Below are 16833 nucleotides of genomic sequence, written 5' to 3' on the forward strand. Positions count from 1 at the left end.
GAAAATAATCAACGTTTGAGCGTTCGCGCGAGCCGGTCGAGCCATTTCGCGACATCATTCACCACCTCCTCGCGCTGCACATCATGCAGCAGCAGGTGATAGGAGCGCGTGTACCATAGCAGCTTCTTGTCGCGGCTGCGCACCTGCAGGAACAACGCCTGGATCTGATCCGCGGAGGAAAGCACGTCGTTCGGCGAGGCGACAAACAGCACAGGCATCTTCAGGCGGCGTACAGCGCCCGGATTTTCGTCCAACATGCCGCCCACTGTCGTGAGCAGCCGCAGCGAAAACGCGCTGACATGATGCGGTGTCACCGCCATCTGGCCGCCATGCGTCGAAGTCGAGGTCACCTGGATTTTTTTTTCGTCCACGCCCGCCAGATCCCCCAGCGTGAAGCGCGTGCGCGGCGAGAGCTTCGCGGCCGTTTCGAGCAGAAAGCGCTGAAAGCCGCTGATCGTCTGCCGCAGTCCGGCCACGGGCGAGGCCAGGATGATTGCTTCGGGGTCGCTGCGATTCCCAAGCAAATCCGCCGCCGTGTGCAGCGCGATGAGGCTGCCAAGGCTCTCGCCATACCAGAATACCGGCGTCTTCGGATGTCTGCGCCTCACCAGCGCGTGAAACGTCGCCAAGTCGCGCTTCCACACCTTCTCGCCAGAAATGTCGCCGCGCTCAGCCACCACCGGGTCGTTGCCCTGCCCGCGCAAATCATACGCATACACGGTGTAGCCGCGCTTTGGCAGTTCCTGGCCCAGATACCAGAAATCCGACTTCGCGCCGCTCAGGCCATGCACCGCGATAACCACGCCGCGCGGTTTGCTGCCCGCCGGCACCATCCACGACTGCACCGGCATCACTTTGCCATCGTAGCTAACCCACTCGTCCTTGCGCAGCTCACCGCGTCCGCCGAGGGGCGTGAACGTCGAGCAGCCGGCCAGCGCCAGCATCATGATGAGCAAGAACAGCCTCATGACGTTGTGAACGCCTCCATCGCCACCTCGATGAACATCACCTGCGCGCGCACACGCTTTTCGAGATCAAACTCCGACGGCGTTTCAAATGTCAGCGTCACCGGGCAGCCGCGCACATGCAGTTCGATCGCCTCCGGCATGCCGGGCAGATGCGTCGGAAGTGTGCGACGGCGGATCACACCGTTTTTGGCCCGCTGCCCGTCGATTTTCGTTCGCAAATCGGGCGCGATCACACGCGAGCAACGATCAATAATGCTGTGACCGGTTGTCTGTCGCGCATGATTGAGCTCATAGAGGTAGATGCCTTGCGCGTCATAATCCTCGTGCAGGCACAAACCGAAACGCATCGCTCTTCCGGTGATCCAGCGCTGCCACGGCCCGCAGATCACATCCTCCGCATCGTGAAAACGGCGGTTGATGTCGATGCCGCGATGATCCACCCGCGTGTTCAGCGTTAAACCAACTGGATTGAGGCACGGCGCGATCAGAAACGCGCCGCTTTTCAATTCGCGCGCATGCTTCTCCGCCCATGCCAGCAATCCCCACGCCGCCCCCGGCTCGTCGCCATGCACGCCGCTGGACAAATAAGCCGCCGCCACGCCCTCTCGCGCCGCCGCCGACTCAATGGCGAGCACAGGCACTCCCTCCACCTCGCAGAGCGTCCGCACCTTGCATCCGGTCTTGCGTGCAAGCACACGCCAGCGCTGGATGAGATGCCGCGCGTCGTGCGCGCGATGGTTGGGGAGCAGCTTCACGTGCGTGAGAATGGCCGGGCTTCTTCATTCGTCATTCTGATTTCGCTATTTCACCCTCCTGACATCACCTAAACACGGCCTGCCCGGTCTAAAAATTCCTTTTCATGGCAAAAGCATCGCCCAACACCCTCCTGAGACCTAACTCGACTGGTCGAACAACTTGGGCATCGTTGCGAGCGCGGATGCGCTGGTGCATACGACCGCTCATGAAGAGGGCGAGAACCGGGAGCATTTTTGCCAATTTTGGCGTCCAAAAGCGTTCTTCTCTAGCCTAATTAAGCCAGATGAACCGCTCCAGCATTTTCCGCCCCCTTTTCTTGCTCTCCAGCCTTGCCGTCGGCCATTGGTCCGCTGCGGCGGATGATGATGCGCAGCGGGCGGCGATGACGTTTTTCGAGAAGGAGGTTCGGCCGATCCTGGTGACCCGCTGCTACGAGTGCCACAGCAACACGAAGCAGAAGGGCGGCCTGCGGGTGGACCACATCGGCTACCTCAAGACGGGCGGTGACACGGGCCCGGCGGTGGTGCCGGGGCAGCCATCGAAGTCGCCGCTGATGGAGGCGATTCGCTGGACGAATGAGGATTTCCAAATGCCGCCGAAGAACAATGGCGGGAAGATGCCGGACGCGGAGATCGCGATCCTGGAGAAGTGGATTCAAATCGGTGCGCCGTGGCCGGAGGATGGCTCGAAGAAGGTGGTGGTGACGGAGGGAGGCTTCACGGAGGAGCAGCGGAATTACTGGTTCTTCCAGCCGGTGAAAAAGGTGTCGCCACCCGATGCGGGAGGCAAATGGGTGCGCAATGACATCGACCGCTTCATCGCGGCGAAGCAGGCGGAGATGAAGCTGAAACCCGCGCCGGAGGCCGATCGGCATGAACTAGCCCGTCGCGTGTATTTTGACCTGCACGGACTGCCGCCGACGAAGGAACAGATCGATGCCTTTGTGAACGACAAGGACCCGAAGGCCTATGAGAAGCTCGTGGATGAGCTGCTGGCTTCGCCACGCTATGGTGAGCGCTGGGCGCAGCACTGGCTGGACCTCGTGCGCTATGCGGAGAGCGATGGTTACAACGCGGACGAGTATCGCCCGTCGGTGTGGCCGTATCGCGACTACGTCATCAAGTCGCTCAACGACGACAAGCCCTACAACCAGTTCGTCAAAGAGCAGCTCGCGGGTGATGAGATCGCGCCGAATGATCCGAACGTGCTCATCGCCACCGCTTTCCTGCGTCATCCGGTGTATGAATGGAACCAGCGCGATGCCCGCGGCCAGTGGGACATCATTCTCACCGACATGACGGACACCACGGGCGAGCTGTTCCTCGGCCTGAGCATGGGCTGTGCGCACTGCCACAATCACAAGTTCGATCCCATCCTGCAAAAGGACTACTACCGCCTGCGGGCCTTCCTGGCACCGGTGCAATGGCGCGATGACATGACGCTGGCGACGACGGCAGAGAAGAAAGCTTTTGCCGAGCAGCAGACGAAGTGGGAGGCCGCCACGGCGGAGATTCGCGCGAAGATGGACGCGCTGACGAAGCCGCTGATCGAACCGAAGGTCGAGCGGGCACTCACACGCTTCACCGATGACCTGCAGGTGATGACGCGGAAGCCCGCGGACAAACGCGATGCACTGGAAAAGCAGCTCGCGGGTCTCGTCGAGCGCCAGATGACGGTGGAGCGCAAGCGCTTTGACCCGATGAAGAGCCTCAAAACGGACGAGCAGAAAGCGGAATACAAAGCGCTGGAAGAGGAACTCAAAAAGTTCGATCACCTGAAGCCAAAGCCGCTGATGGAGGCCTTTGTGGCGACGGATGCGAGCCCGGTGGCGCCACCCGTTGCGATCAAGACACGCAAAGGCGAGCAGCAGATCGAGCCGGGCTTCCTCTCGATCATCGACACCAGCCTGCCGAAGATCAAAGCCACCAAGACCTCGACTGGTCGTCGCACCGCGCTGGCGGAGTGGATCACGCGACCTGACAACCAGCTCTCGACTCGCGTGATCGTGAACCGCGTTTGGCAGTATCACTTCGGGCGCGGCATCGTGGCCACCGCGAGCGATTTCGGCAAGCTGGGCGAGGCACCGACGCATCCTGAGCTGCTCGATTACCTCACGACGAAGTTTGTGAAGGGCGGTTGGCATCTGAAGCCTCTGCATCGCGAGATCATGCTCTCCGCTGCTTATCGTCAAACGGCCCGCCAGGAGCCTGATGAGGTCGCTTCGAAGGTCGATCCATCGAACCGCTATCTCTGGCGCTTCAATCCGCGCCGTCTGGATGCCGAGCAGGTGCGCGATGCGTTGCTCGCGGTCAGCGGCGAACTCGATGCCGCTGCCGGTGGACCTGCTGGCGATGGCAACAGCACCCGTCGCTCGGTTTACACGATGAAGAAGCGCAACAATCCGAACGAGCTTCTTCGTGCGCTCGACATGCCAGCCGGCTTTGCGAGCACCGCCGAGCGTCAAAGCACCACCACGCCGACGCAGGCGCTGCAATTGCTCAATGGCGACTGGTTGCTCGCCCGTGCTCGGAAGCTCGCCTCCCGCGTGGAAGGTATCGACGATGCGTGGATGGCCGTTTTGGGCCGTCCGCCGACTCCGAAGGAAAAAGCCACCGCCGAGGCCTTTTTGAAGAAACGGGCCGGAACGACCTCAGCGAAGGCTTCCGAGGCCGCTGACAACGGCGAAGGCTCCGAGGCCTTCAAAGAAAACAGCGCCCACGAGCGCCTGCTGATTAATACGAGCGAGAAAGAGGGCGATGAGTTCAGCGTGGAAGCCGTCGCGAAGCTTAACAGCGTCGATGTGAATGCCTCCGTGCGCACCTTGGTGTCCCGCTGGAACGGCGGCAAAGACAGTCTTGAAGCCTTCGGCTGGAGCCTCGGCGTCACCGGCGAAAAGTCGCGCTACAAGCCGCGCAATGTGATCGTGCAGGTGGTGGGCGAGGATGAAAACTCGAACATCGGTTATCAGGTCGTGGCATCGAACATCCACATCGAGTTGGGGCGTCGCTATCACTTCGCGGCCCGTGTTTCCTGCACCGGCAAGAACATCACCTTCACCGTGCGCGATCTCGACACGCCCGGCGCTGCCGTGCAATCCGCCGTAGTGCCGATGGACATCCGCTCGAAGCTCAGCCTCGGCTCCTCGCAGCTCGTCATTGGCGGCCTGAACAAGCGCTCGCCCACGCATCAATGGGACGGCAACATCGAGGCCGTGCGCATCGCCACCGGCTATCTCGCCGACAAGACGCTGAACGCCGATCCGGAGAAATGGAGCGCTGGTTTCGTCATCTGGCGTGCCGCCGATGCGCTGAACTCGCAATACGCCTGGAGCGGTAGCGACGTGAAGAGCGTCGAAGAGGCCGATCCCTTCCGCCGGGCGATGAACGACCTCTGCCAGGTGCTGCTGAACACGAACGAATTCTTTTACCTGCATTGAGAACGTCATGCCTGCGAGGGATTTCCCCCGCTTGACCGTTGGGGGCCGTGTCGTTAGTCTCGCCCCATGATCTCCCGGAAAGCCATCCAGCAATACTGCGACGCCATCGCGGCCGCGTTCAAGCCACGGAAGATCATTCTTTTTGGCTCCTATGCCTATGGCACGCCTGATGAGGACTCTGATGTGGATGTGATGGTGGTGATGCCCAAGAATCGCTTCCGGCGGGACCTGGGCTTCAAGATGCGGATGAAAGTGCCTGCCTCATTTCCCGTGGATGTGCTCGTGGAGCCTGAAGACCGGCTTCATGCGCGCATCCTGGACCGTGAATCCTTCATCCTCGACATTACCGAAAAGGGGAGGGTTATGTATGAAGGCGTCCACGCGTGAGTGGATCAAAAAAGCGGAATCTGACTGGCTGCTGGCAGTCTCTTTGATGCGGCGGCGCAAGCCTCCCGTCAGGGACCAGGTTTGTTTCCACTTCCAGCAGTCGGCGGAGAAGTATGTGAAGGCACGCATGGAGGAAGCAGGCATCCGAATCCCGCGAATCCACCAGATCGACCAACTCATCCAGCTGGTGTTGGGTATCGAACCACTCTGGTCTGCCCTCATGTCGGCGGCCAGCCGCATCAGTGACTACGCGGTGCGCATCCGCTACCCCGGAAATGAGGCCACGGCAGCCGAGATGAAGCGATGCCATGCGGACGCGAAAGCCATTCGGGCGGAAGCACGAACGGCTTTGGGACTGTGATCGGAAGCTTGGATGCGATTTTTTGTGTCAAAAAACGGGTCGTGACGGCCTTTAGGTGAGGAAGAGAGCTTCCATACCCCGTTTAAACCCACCACCACCATGCGCTGCAATCGTTACGACCACCCCACGTCGCGTCGCGACTTCCTGCAAACGGCCGGCTGCGGCTTTGGCTCGGTCGCTTTGGCAGCGCTCATGGGTCAGGAGCAGGCCAGCGCGGCGCCGCTGCGTGTCGCGCATCGCCCGGCGAAGGCGAAGAGCGTCATCTTCCTCTTCATGGAAGGCGGCCCGAGCCATCTCGACACCTTCGACTACAAGCCTCTGCTGAACAAACTCGCCGGCCAGTCGCTGCCCGCCAGCTTCAAGGCACCCATCACCGCGATGGGCGAGACGAAATCGCCGATCCTCGAGTGCAAGCGCACCTGGAAGCAGCATGGGCAGGGCGGTTTGTGGATCTCCGATTGGTTCAGCAACGTCGCGATGCATGCCGATGACCTCGCGGTGATTCACTCGTGTGCCTCCAGCGGTATCAATCATGCCGGCGGCGTGTGCTCGATGAACACCGGCTCCGTCTTCGGAGGTCGTCCCTCGCTCGGTGCGTGGGCGCAGTATGGGCTCGGCACCACGAACAGCAATTTGCCCGGCTTTGTCGTCATCAAGGACAGCGAAGGCACCGTGGTTAATGGCGTGCGCAACTGGGGCAACGGCTTCATGCCTGCCGTGTATCAAGGCGTGGAGTTCAGCTCCGAAGGCACGCCGATCAAATACCTCGACAACCCCAAAGGCGTCGATCGCGTGCGCCAGCGCGACAAGCTGGACCTGCTCGGTGCTTTGAACCGCGACTACAACGCGTCACGTGCGAGCAACACCGAGCTCGATGCCCGCATCAAAGGCTACGAACTTGCCTATCAAATGCAGGCTGAGGCACCTGAAGCCGTCGATTTGAGCAAAGAGAGTGAAGCCACGAAGAAGCTCTACGGCATGGACAACGAGGCCACGGCCGTTTTTGGCCGCAACTGCCTCCTCGCGCGTCGTCTCGTCGAAAATGGCGTGCGCTTTGTGCAGCTCTACAGCGGTGCAGGCAGCAAGTGGGATGCTCACAAAGGCATCGAGGTGAATCACGGCAAATATTGCAACTCCGTCGATAAACCGATCGCGGGCTTGCTCTCCGATTTGAAGGCCCGCGGCCTGCTCGATGAGACGCTCGTCATCTGGGGTGGTGAATTCGGTCGCACGCCGATGTCCGAGCAGGGCGACGGACGCGACCACAATCCCACGGGCTTCACCATGTGGATGGCCGGCGGCGGCGTGAAAGGCGGTCAGACCTACGGCGCGACCGACGACCTCGGCTTGTATGCCGTCGAGGACCGTCTGCATGTCCACTCGATCCACGCGACGATCCTTTACCTGCTCGGCATCGATCACACCAAGCTCACCTACAACCACAAAGGCCTCCCCGAACGCATCGACCAGAACGAAGGGCATCCTTTGACGCGGTTGTTGGGGTGATATCGTTTCGTTGTCGTTTCAGGTTCAGCACGGCTAAAACGCTGCTCCAAGTTCGTATGCTCATACATGCGACCCTCGAACAAACGTCTGTTATTGCTGCTTGCCTGCCTCTGCACATTCACCGCAGGCACTTACGCGGCCAACATTGTCATCATGGTCGTCGAGGACCCGAATAACTACGAAGCACCGCGCACCATGCGCGACTTCGCCGAGAAGCAGCTCCGGCCGCTCGGTCATCAGGTCACGATCATCGATGGCGACAAGCCGCAGCCGCATCACTTTGCCGGACTCGTCGAAGCGCTGAAGGACGCGGATTTGCTCGTGCTGTTCTCACGCCGTCGTTTCCCGCCGAAGGATCAAATGGCCGCCATCCGCGCTCATCTCGATGCAGGGAAACCACTTCTCGGCATCCGCACCGCAAACCACGCCTTCATCCCGAAGCCCAAGGAGGTCATCGATCCCAGCCTCGTGCCCTGGCCGGAGTTCACCGACGAAGTCCTCGGCGCTCCGAATACCGGCTACGAAACCAAAGGCCTACCCTACACGGTCAGCATCGCCCTAGGAGCTGAAAACAGCCCGCTGCTCGTCGGAGTGAATCCCGCGAACATCCTCGGTGCCCAATCCCTCTACAAAGTGCTCCCGCTCGTCGCTGATGTTACCCCGCTACTCATCGGCAAAGCCAAGACGGACACCAGCCCGCCCATGCCCATCGCTTGGACACGCACTTATGGCGAAAAGAAGGCTCCCGTCTTCTACACCAGCCTCGGTGCGCCGGAAGACATGCAGATCGCGGATGTGCGTCGTTTGCTTGTCAATGCCGTGAAGTGGACTCTGAACCCCAAAGCTCGATGAAGGCCTTTTGTTACTTGATATTGATCTACTCCCTCGTCACCCGGCTTGGTGCGCAAACACTCGATCTGGGCGGAGTGAAAGTCGCGTTGGAAAGCTATTCAGGTCCGGCGAAGGTCAGCGCGACGAACTTGGACAAGTTCAAGCTGCGGGTGCAGGTCGAGCGCATGGGGGAATCGCAGCCGCTGAGTGTGCGGGTCGAGCTGCCGAATTCAGGACGCAACGTCTGGCCTGCGAATGATGTGGAGGTGCGTGACGAGGCTGGCGACGCGATGCTGGTGCGGCGCTCTGGCATCGAATGGGAAATTCTCCTCGTGTCTGTGGCTGACAAGATCAGCGCGTTCGTCTTGCAGGCCGTTCCGCCGGCGGTGCCGCTGCCACGCAGCACGTCGGACAAGGAACGCGTCATCCAGGATGCCACGAGCGGTGCGCAGGTGCGCATCGCGAACTGGCCACAGGGCCGCACCGCCGCGCTGAGCATCCGTTTTGACGACTCGCATCCCACGCACCTCCGCAAAGCCATCCCGATCCTGCGCGAATACGGCTTCAAAGGCACTTTCATGGTCAATCCCGGTCCGAAAGAACCTGGAAGCCGTCAAAACTACTCATTCGAAACGCAGCACGCCGAATGGGAGGCCGTGATGAAGCAGGGCGACATGGAGCTGGCAAACCACTCCGCGCATCATCGCGGCGCGAAGGGTGATGACGACATGGATCGCGAGATCGGCGGTGCCGCGGAGGCGATTTGGAAACTCACGCCGGGCAAGAGCAAGCTCACGGCTCTCAATCTCGGCGGCGGCACACTCTGGGAGACGACACGCACGCTTCGGCACTACCTTGACAAGTATCATCAGTTTGACGCCTCCAGCGGCTCGCTCGGCATGGATGACAGCTATGGCGGACGTGTGGAGGCTTTTCGCAAGGCGCTCGAAACCCATCTCCAGCGCGGCCTCTGGTGCCGCGTGCATTACCACTACATCGGCGAGGGACTCAGCAGCAGCGAGGCACACTTCCGCGCCGCGCTCGACATCGCCAAAGAGCATCAGGACAAGCTCTGGATCGCCGGCATGGCGGACATCCACAAGTATCAAACCGAACGCAGCAGTTCGAAGCTCACGCTGGTGAAATCAGATTCAAACAGCCTCGCCTTCCAGCTCGATTGCCCCACCGACGCGGCGCTCTACGACCAGCCGCTGACCCTCGAACTCAGCCCGCCTGAGTCATGGAAGTCCGCTCAGATCCTCCTCCGTGATGCCAAAGGACAAACGATCAACGCAGCCGACAGTCATCTGCGCTTCGAGGTCTCTCCACACTCATCGTCCTTTGTCATTCAGGCCACGCCATGAAACACCTGCTCGCTCTTCTTCTCCTCAGTCTCCCGCTGCATGCCGAGATCCTCGCCGGCATCGCCAAAGTGGACATCACCGACCGCACGGTGCCGGTGAATGATCCGTGTTTTGCCAAGGCGCTCGTCTTGAAGAGCGGCGAGACGACCGCCGTGCTCGTCACGGTCGATGCGGTGGCGATTGGTGGCATCGGACGCATCGGAAATGGCTTCCTCGCGAATGTGCGGCAGGAACTCGGCGATCTTGCCGACGAGGTCATCATCAATGCCAGCCACTGCCACGGCATCGTGCGCACGGATTTGCAGCAGCTCGTTGTGCAGGCCATCAAAGAGGCCGCGAAGAACTTCGTGCCGGTCAAAGTGAGCGCCGGAACTGGCAGCGAGAGCCGCATCAGCGAAAACCGCCGCATGTTTCTCAAGGACGGTACGCAGACGGACATGCGCCGCGCTTACTCGATGCCGCGCGATGAGGACGTGGTCAGCACCGGTCCGATTGATCCGCAGATCGGTCTGCTGAGGCTGGATCGAGCGGACGGCACGCCGCTCGCGGTCGTGTATCAGTTCGCCTGCCATCCGATCATGAACCCGCCGAGCAAGGGCAACTCGGCCGATTACCCCGGCTTTGCCTCCAAAGTCATCGAAGAAGCCACCGGCGCGATGGCGTTCTTCGTTCAAGGCTGCGGCGGCGACATCAATCCCGTTCATTACAAAGAAGTGAGCCGTCCCGCCGATGCCGAGCCGCTCGGCACGATGCTCGGCGCGAGTGTTTTGGCGGCGCTGCGCCGTTTTGAGCCGCAAAACGATGCCACACTGAAAATCAGCCGCGAAGTGCTCCAATTGCCCCGCGCCGCCGATTTCGAAAAACGCATCGCCAGCATCGAAACCGAGCAAAAGGCCCTCGTGGCGGCTTTGAAGCCCACGAACATCAATTTCAAGACCTTCCTCCCACTGCTCATGCAGCACAAAATCTTCCCGGACATGCCCTCGCACTATGCCCAGGGCTATCTCGACAACGCCAAGCCGCTCCAGCAGCTCGACGCCGACAACAAGGCGCTCGTCGAAGCCTACCTCAGCAACCTCGCGATCATGGAAAAGCTCACGCGGCTGAATGCGAACCTCGCTTTGCTCAAAAAGCACCTCGCTGACACAAAAGCCGCGAACAGCGCCACCCTCGATTCCGAGGTGTGTGGTTTGCGGGTCGGCGCTTTCAAGCTCGTGACCTTCCCCGGTGAAGTCACCGTTCAGGTCGGTCTGAACATCAAGAAAGCCGCCGCCGATGCCAACGCGCACGTTTCCGGCTACACGAACGGCTACATCTGGTACACCGCCACCGAGCAGCAACGCCGGAACACCGGCTACGCGCAGGAGGATTGCGACGTGGTCGTGGCCCCCGAGTGGCAGAAGCTGTTTGAGACGAAGGCCGCGGAAGTTTTGCGACAGCTTGCAAGGTGAGGTCTTGAGCATCTGCTTGCCCTCGCCATAGAAACCAGCCAACCCAAACCCAATCATGCGACTTAAAGACCAGGTCATCCTCATCACCGGCAGCACTACAGGAATCGGCGAGCACATGGCGCGCCGCTTCATCCAAGAAGGCGCGAAGGTGATCCTGCATGGCCGCGATGCCGTGCGCGGCCAGGCGCTGCGCAAGGAGCTCGGCGAGGACAAGGCCGCGTTTTGTCAAGGGAGCCTCGAAGATGCCGCGTATCCCGAAAAACTCGCCGCAGACGCCATCGTGGCCTTTGGAAAGGTCGATGCGCTGGTGAACAACGCCGCGCTCACCATCCGCGGACGCATCGACACGACGGACGCGGCCTTCTTTGACCGCATGATGGCTGTGAACGCCCGTGCGCCCATGTTGCTGATCCGCGCGCTGCTGCCGGAGTTGAAGAAAAACACCGGCGTCGTGCTGAACATCGGCTCCGTGCTCGCTCACTGCGGTCAGGCGAACATGCTGGCCTATTCCATGTCCAAAGGCGCGCTCATGACCATGACGCGCAATCTCGCTGACTCGCTGGGCATGGACCGCGTGCGCGTGAACCAGCTCAACGTCGGCTGGACGCTCTCGGACAACGAATACCAGGTCAAAATCGGCGATGGACTCGGCGAAGGCTGGCCGGAGCGCCTGCCGCCCAGCGTCGTGCCGATGGGCCGGCTTTTGATGCCTGAGGACATTGCTGCCGCTTGTGTTTACTGGGTCGGCCGCGAAAGCTACCCGGTCACCGGCACCGTCGCGGAGCTGGAGCAGTATCCGATCATCGGCCGCTACGCGAATGCGGAAGGCGACGAGAAGAAATGAGTCTCTGAAACGAAGAACCAAGAACAACGAACCAAGAACAACCGCATGAAACTGATCCGCTTTGGAAACCCTGGAGAAGAAAAACCCGGCCTGCAGCTTGAAGACGGCCGCCGCATCGACGCGAGCGCCTTTGGCAGCGACTACGATGAAAAATTCTTCGGTGGTGATGATCTGGAGCGTCTCGCTGCCTGGGCGAAGGCCAACGCGGCCTCTGCGCCCACCGTCGATGCCAGCGTACGTCTCGGGCCGTGCATCGCGCGTCCTAGCAAGATCATCTGCATCGGCTTGAACTACGTCGATCACGCCAAGGAGAGCGGCATGCCCATTCCGGCGGAACCGATCGTCTTTTTCAAGGCCACCTCGGCCATCTGCGGCCCGAATGACAACGTCGTGATCCCGAAGAACTCGAAGAAGAGCGATTGGGAGGTCGAACTGGCTTTTGTCATAGGCAAAAAGGCCAGCTACGTCAGCGAAGACAACGCCATGAGCCATGTAGCCGGTTACTGCGTGCACAACGATTACAGCGAACGCGAATGGCAGCTCGAGCGCGGCGGCCAGTGGGTCAAAGGCAAGAGCTGCGACACCTTCGCGCCGATCGGGCCCTTCCTCGCCACGAGAGATGAGATCCCTGATCCGCAGAATTTGAAGCTCTGGCTCAAGCTGAACGGCAAAACGATCCAGAACAGCAGCACCGCGCAGATGATTTTCGGCGTGAAGAAGCTGGTCGGCTACCTCAGCCAGTTCATGAGCCTCCTGCCCGGCGATCTCATCACCACCGGCACACCTCCTGGCGTCGGCCTCGGCTTCAAACCGGACCCCGTCTTCATGAAGCCCGGCGACGTCATCGAACTCGGCGTCGAAGGCCTCGGCGAGCAAGGCCAGACGGCTGTGGCGTGTGCCTGATCTGAATCGACTAGGATTGAAATGGAAATGCCGGGCCAAAAGCCCGGCATTTTTTATTCCACCTTCATCACGCCATTCATGACCATCCAGTGGCCAGGGAAGGTGCAGAGATAAGGGTAATCGCCTTTTTCCTTCGGCGCGGTGAGGTGGATGACGAACTCGGCCTTCGGATTGGTCATGTCGGTGTAGGCGATGACGTCGTCGCTGTCGGGGACGTAGTGCTTTTGCATGCCTTGCGGGTCGGTGATCATGAGGTTGACCTTCTCGCCGAGCTTTTGCAGTGAGCCGGGCTTCGCGAGCAGCCAGTTGTGCGGCACGACGTCCGGGTTCTTGAAGCGAATGGTGAGTTTTTCGCCCGCTTTGGCCAAAAGCTGCTTTTGGACGAATTGCAGGCCCAAAGCGGCCTCGACGATGATTTCGCGTCCGGGCTCGCCTTTGGCCCACGGGTTCGGTTTGGCCGGTTTGGGGGCTTCGAGGCCGATTTGCGCTGCGTGGTTCGTTTTGGCGATCTTCGTGTAGCCAGCGAACTCCGTGAACGGCTCCGCCAAGGCATGCGCCGTCATGAAAACATCATGCCCGGTGCTCAGATGCAGGTGAATCTGGCCTGCGGGCACGATCTGCGGGATTTCGAGGAAGAGCGTCTTGCCGCCATCGAGCTTTTGCACGCTGCGCACCTCCAACGGATCATGGCCGGGCGTGTCCGCATACTTCACGGAATACTCCGGCGAGCCGTATTGCGGCCCGTATTTGTAGTTCCAGCACTGCGCGAAGCAGGTGGCGGCATCGGCGTCTTTCACGGGCTGGTTGAAACGGATGATCACGCCGTTATCGCGTGCTTCAAAGCCAACGGGCACGGGTTTATCGCCACCGGTGAAGCGCACTCGCTGAAAACAGCCGTCCTTCGGCGTGTAAGTGCCCCAGCCCTGCATGCCATTCACATAGAGATGCCCGTCCTTCGGATTGAATCGCGCACACTGCGGGCCGGAATCAAAGTTCCCGCTGATTTTGACCGCCGCGGCTTGCCAGCGACCTTTCACCTGCTGTCGCATCATCAACCACGCGCTGCCACCGCCCGAGGAGAGATGAATGAGGTTGTTATCACCCTTCAACGCAGCCCAAGAGTGTGGTGCAGCCGTCCCGGCTGCGTCTGGAATAAACACCTGCGAACTCGCCGAGTTGTCCTCGCCACGCGGCAGATACATCAGCACCGGCTCCGGCACCTTCCCATCCTTCGGACCACCCGCGCCAAAGTGCGCACCGAGGTTCTGATCGAGCTCGATCTGGAAGATGGAGGTGGCGGGTGTCCAATCGCCCTCCTGGCCGCTCGTGGTGATAAAGCGACCATCCGGTGAGAGACCGAGCCCGTTCGGATTGCGGAAGCCGGTGGCGAGGATTTGAAGTGATGCGGGCACTCTTGCCCGCAATGGAGCGCTTTCGGCGGGCAAGAGTGCCCGCCCCACTTCGATCCGGCATACGCCTTGATTTCCGGAAGCGAAATACCAGCGGCCTTCTTTGTCCGTTTCGAGTCCGACGATGAAATCGTGGCCGCCGGGCGAGGTCTGCATCGCGTTCGTCACGCACTCGTAGAAATCGGCTTCGTCATCGCCATTCAGATCGTGCAGGCAGGTGATTTGATCGCGACCAAGCACGTAGAGCTTGTCCTTCACGATCTTCATGCCCAGCGGCTGATGCAGACCAGTGGCGAAGCGTTTCCAGCGCAGTTTTTCCAGCTTCTCGTCGATGTCCTTCACCAGCCACACCTCGCCGGTCATCGTCGCGATAGCTGCGGTGCCATCGCTGAAGAAATCATGCGCGGTAATAAAGAAGAGCGTGCCATACCGATTCTCGAACGGAATCGTGATGCGGTCCGTGGCGAATGGCGCTTGGGCGCCGAGCTCGCCTTTGGTTTCGATCCATTGAGGCCATTGAGCGGGGCCTGGAGTAGGTAAGGGTGATTCACTGGTGACAATGTTGACTTCATTGACGCGGCGGAAAAAGCCGCGGTAGGTGCCGGAGAGCTTCTTTTCTTCTTTGGAGGTCACTTTGCCATCCATCGGCGCACCGGCCATGAATCCGTGGCGGGCGTCGTTGAGCTTGAGAAAGCCTCCGGACCATTCCAAGCGCCACGCCATGCGTTCGGGATCAAAGACGGCTGCTTTGTCATCGAAGCGCACGCACACGGCCTTCGGAATGGCGAGTCCTGCTCCTTTGAAAACCCCGCTAAACACATTCCCAAGATCACTCGCGGCCCAGCGACCATCCTTCCACGTGGTTTGGTCATTTTGATTGCCCCAGTGGCCTTGCTGGCCGCCGTCCATGCCGGGGAACTGCGGGATCAGTTCGGGCAGCGGCTTCTGCTTCATGAAGTGCAGCGCCTGCTTGCCGTAGAAGTCGAACACGCGCTCGCGGTTCACGAAGTGCTGCCAGTGCTGGTTGTCGGCTTGGTTCAACGGTGGCAGTTCGGGTTTGAACTCGGCGGCTTTTGGCGCGGGCGGCGGCAGCAGTGCATCGAGGTTGTCAAAGCTCCACAAGCCCAGCGTGTTGTCCATGCGCTGGCGTGGCGAGGTCGTTTTGCGCGGCTTCATCACGCCGCGCGTGATGCGCACATCATCCACGACGCCATCGCAACCAATCGTGCCTTCGACGAGGCGGCCAAAGGCGAGCTGCCCAAGCTGCGGTTTTTCGGTGAGCGGCTGCACAGGTTTCTCGAAGACCTGCTTCCCATCGATCCACAGCATCACGCCCTTGTCATCGGCGCTGGCGAGGAGGTCGTGCCACTTCCCATCGCACACATCGATCTTCGAATCGTAGTTCCCGCCGCGACCGGGCATGTAAAGCGCCAGCGTGCCGCTCTTCGCCATCGTGTAGAGTTCCCAATGCGTGGCCGAGGCCTTCATCTCGGACGCGACGAGGATGTTGAAGCCGTTTTTGCCATCCAGCCTCGCGCGACACTCGACCGTGAACGGCAGCTTCGAGTATTCCGCATCCCCCTCCACCATCCAGCCGCCCTTCAGCGCCTTGCCAAACTCTTCATTCCACGATGCCACCGTCTCGGCTTTGCCGACCTCTGAATTCTGACTTCTCACTTCTGACTTCTCACTCCAGGTGCGATACGACGGCCTCGCTCTAGGCTTGGCATCATCAAGCTGTGGCACGAGCCACTTCAACCCATCGAGGTTGTCGAGCAGCCGACCTTCGGCGTCCTCGTTGGTGTGGTTGAGGATGCCAATCGGGCCGCTGTAGCCGCTGGCGCGAATTTGGCGCAGCACGGTCACATCCTGCGTGCCCACGCCGAGCGGCAGGATCTTGCGGCCCTTCGTGTCGCCCGCGATGTCCATGCCGTTGAGGTTGAGGCAAAGGAGATGCGGCTTCATGGCCTCGATGGCTTTGGGCAGGCGGTCGAGGTGGCTGTGGCCGTGGTGGAGGTTGTAAACGATGCCGATGTTGTCGGTGCGGTGGTTCTTCTTCAGGAACTCGCACACGGCGACCATGTTTTCCGGCTCGCCGCCCCAGCCACCGTGGTTGTAGATGCCGACGCTGCTGCCGATGGCCTTCGCTTTGGCCAAGATGGGCAACAGACCTTCTGCGGCCGACTTGACCTGTGCCTCCTGCGTCTCGCCAGAGCCCTTCATCATGATCCAGAGCTGCGGATGGAGCTTGTACTTCTCAAACAGCCGGAAGGCCTCATCATGCGTGCCCCAGAACGCGAACATCTCGATGCCGTGCTGCTGATACGCGAGGATCTCTCGCTCAAATTCCACCACATGCTCCGGCCGCCAGTCATACGCGACTTTCTTGATCCCCATCTTCGCCACCATCTCGGCACGTGCTTCGGGCGTTCGTTTGGCCTTATCAAACGGCACAATGCACCACGCGGCGAGGTTTTGTTTGTCGAAGAGATCGGCAGCGGAGATTTGGCCTACAGAACACGCGGAATACGCGGAAAGGAGCAGAAGGCAGAGGTGTCGTAGGGCGATGCTAGGTGTCATAAAATCAGTATTCCGGATGTGTCGTGTGTTCTGTAGG

General features: G+C 60.5%; 12 protein-coding genes. 9 read left to right on the forward strand and 3 right to left on the reverse strand.

Annotation, left to right across the window (positions count from 1 at the left end; translation table 11 throughout):
- Positions 1-8: 8 nt before the first annotated feature.
- Positions 9-968 carry an alpha/beta fold hydrolase gene (locus ACILSE_RS09240; RefSeq protein WP_395717093.1) on the reverse strand — a complete coding sequence of 320 codons (960 nt, stop codon included), beginning with the start codon at positions 966-968 and terminating at the stop codon, positions 9-11.
- Positions 965-1723: a M14 family metallocarboxypeptidase gene (locus ACILSE_RS09245; protein ID WP_395717094.1), complete on the reverse strand. Its 759-nt coding sequence runs from the start codon at positions 1721-1723 to the stop codon at positions 965-967. Before ACILSE_RS09245 ends, ACILSE_RS09240 begins: the two co-directional genes overlap by 4 nt.
- 284 nt (positions 1724-2007) lie before the next feature.
- Between ACILSE_RS09245 and ACILSE_RS09250 the strand changes: the two genes are divergently transcribed.
- From ACILSE_RS09250 to ACILSE_RS09290, 9 genes are all read left to right on the forward strand, one after another.
- Positions 2008-5160 carry a PSD1 and planctomycete cytochrome C domain-containing protein gene (locus ACILSE_RS09250; RefSeq protein WP_395717095.1) on the forward strand — a complete coding sequence of 1051 codons (3153 nt, stop codon included), beginning with the start codon at positions 2008-2010 and terminating at the stop codon, positions 5158-5160.
- Positions 5161-5226: 66 nt separating this feature from the next.
- On the forward strand, positions 5227-5547 hold the full coding sequence (locus ACILSE_RS09255) for a nucleotidyltransferase domain-containing protein (protein ID WP_395717096.1): 321 nt from the start codon (positions 5227-5229) through the stop codon (positions 5545-5547).
- On the forward strand, positions 5483-5908 hold the full coding sequence (locus tag ACILSE_RS09260; protein WP_395717097.1) for a HEPN domain-containing protein: 426 nt from the start codon (positions 5483-5485) through the stop codon (positions 5906-5908). The genes ACILSE_RS09255 and ACILSE_RS09260 overlap by 65 nt, the downstream gene beginning before the upstream one ends.
- A 99-nt stretch (positions 5909-6007) precedes the next feature.
- Entirely contained in the window at positions 6008-7414 is a 1407-nt protein-coding gene (locus tag ACILSE_RS09265) for a DUF1501 domain-containing protein (protein WP_395717098.1), read from the forward strand.
- 66 nt (positions 7415-7480) lie between these two features.
- Complete coding sequence (locus tag ACILSE_RS09270; protein WP_395717099.1) at positions 7481-8266, forward strand: ThuA domain-containing protein; 786 nt, start codon at positions 7481-7483, stop codon at positions 8264-8266.
- Between the two features lie 20 nt (positions 8267-8286).
- Entirely contained in the window at positions 8287-9609 is a 1323-nt protein-coding gene (locus ACILSE_RS09275; protein ID WP_395717100.1) for a polysaccharide deacetylase family protein, read from the forward strand.
- Positions 9606-11060, forward strand: coding sequence for a hypothetical protein (locus tag ACILSE_RS09280; protein ID WP_395717101.1), 1455 nt, complete (start codon positions 9606-9608; stop codon positions 11058-11060). Before ACILSE_RS09275 ends, ACILSE_RS09280 begins: the two co-directional genes overlap by 4 nt.
- 55 nt (positions 11061-11115) lie before the next feature.
- Complete coding sequence (locus tag ACILSE_RS09285) at positions 11116-11904, forward strand: SDR family NAD(P)-dependent oxidoreductase (protein ID WP_395717102.1); 789 nt, start codon at positions 11116-11118, stop codon at positions 11902-11904.
- A gap of 45 nt (positions 11905-11949) precedes the next feature.
- Entirely contained in the window at positions 11950-12807 is an 858-nt protein-coding gene (locus ACILSE_RS09290) for a fumarylacetoacetate hydrolase family protein (protein WP_395717103.1), read from the forward strand.
- A 53-nt stretch (positions 12808-12860) separates the two neighbouring features.
- Here ACILSE_RS09290 and ACILSE_RS09295 read toward each other — a convergent pair whose 3' ends face one another.
- Complete coding sequence (locus tag ACILSE_RS09295; RefSeq protein ID WP_395717104.1) at positions 12861-16796, reverse strand: LamG-like jellyroll fold domain-containing protein; 3936 nt, start codon at positions 16794-16796, stop codon at positions 12861-12863.
- Between the last annotated feature and the right edge of the window lie 37 nt (positions 16797-16833).

The sequence above is a fragment of the Prosthecobacter sp. genome, assembly GCF_044236155.1.
Lineage (GTDB): Bacteria > Verrucomicrobiota > Verrucomicrobiia > Verrucomicrobiales > Verrucomicrobiaceae > Prosthecobacter.

Coding starts and splice junctions, on each gene's coding strand:
- ACILSE_RS09250 (WP_395717095.1), top strand. CDS start 2,008: ATGAACCGCTCCAGCATTTTCCGCCCCCTTTTCTTGCTCTCCAGCCTT.
- ACILSE_RS09270 (WP_395717099.1), top strand. CDS start 7,481: ATGCGACCCTCGAACAAACGTCTGTTATTGCTGCTTGCCTGCCTCTGC.
- ACILSE_RS09280 (WP_395717101.1), top strand. CDS start 9,606: ATGAAACACCTGCTCGCTCTTCTTCTCCTCAGTCTCCCGCTGCATGCC.
- ACILSE_RS09240 (WP_395717093.1), bottom strand. CDS start 968: ATGAGGCTGTTCTTGCTCATCATGATGCTGGCGCTGGCCGGCTGCTCG.
- ACILSE_RS09285 (WP_395717102.1), top strand. CDS start 11,116: ATGCGACTTAAAGACCAGGTCATCCTCATCACCGGCAGCACTACAGGA.
- ACILSE_RS09290 (WP_395717103.1), top strand. CDS start 11,950: ATGAAACTGATCCGCTTTGGAAACCCTGGAGAAGAAAAACCCGGCCTG.
- ACILSE_RS09295 (WP_395717104.1), bottom strand. CDS start 16,796: ATGACACCTAGCATCGCCCTACGACACCTCTGCCTTCTGCTCCTTTCC.
- ACILSE_RS09265 (WP_395717098.1), top strand. CDS start 6,008: ATGCGCTGCAATCGTTACGACCACCCCACGTCGCGTCGCGACTTCCTG.
- ACILSE_RS09255 (WP_395717096.1), top strand. CDS start 5,227: ATGATCTCCCGGAAAGCCATCCAGCAATACTGCGACGCCATCGCGGCC.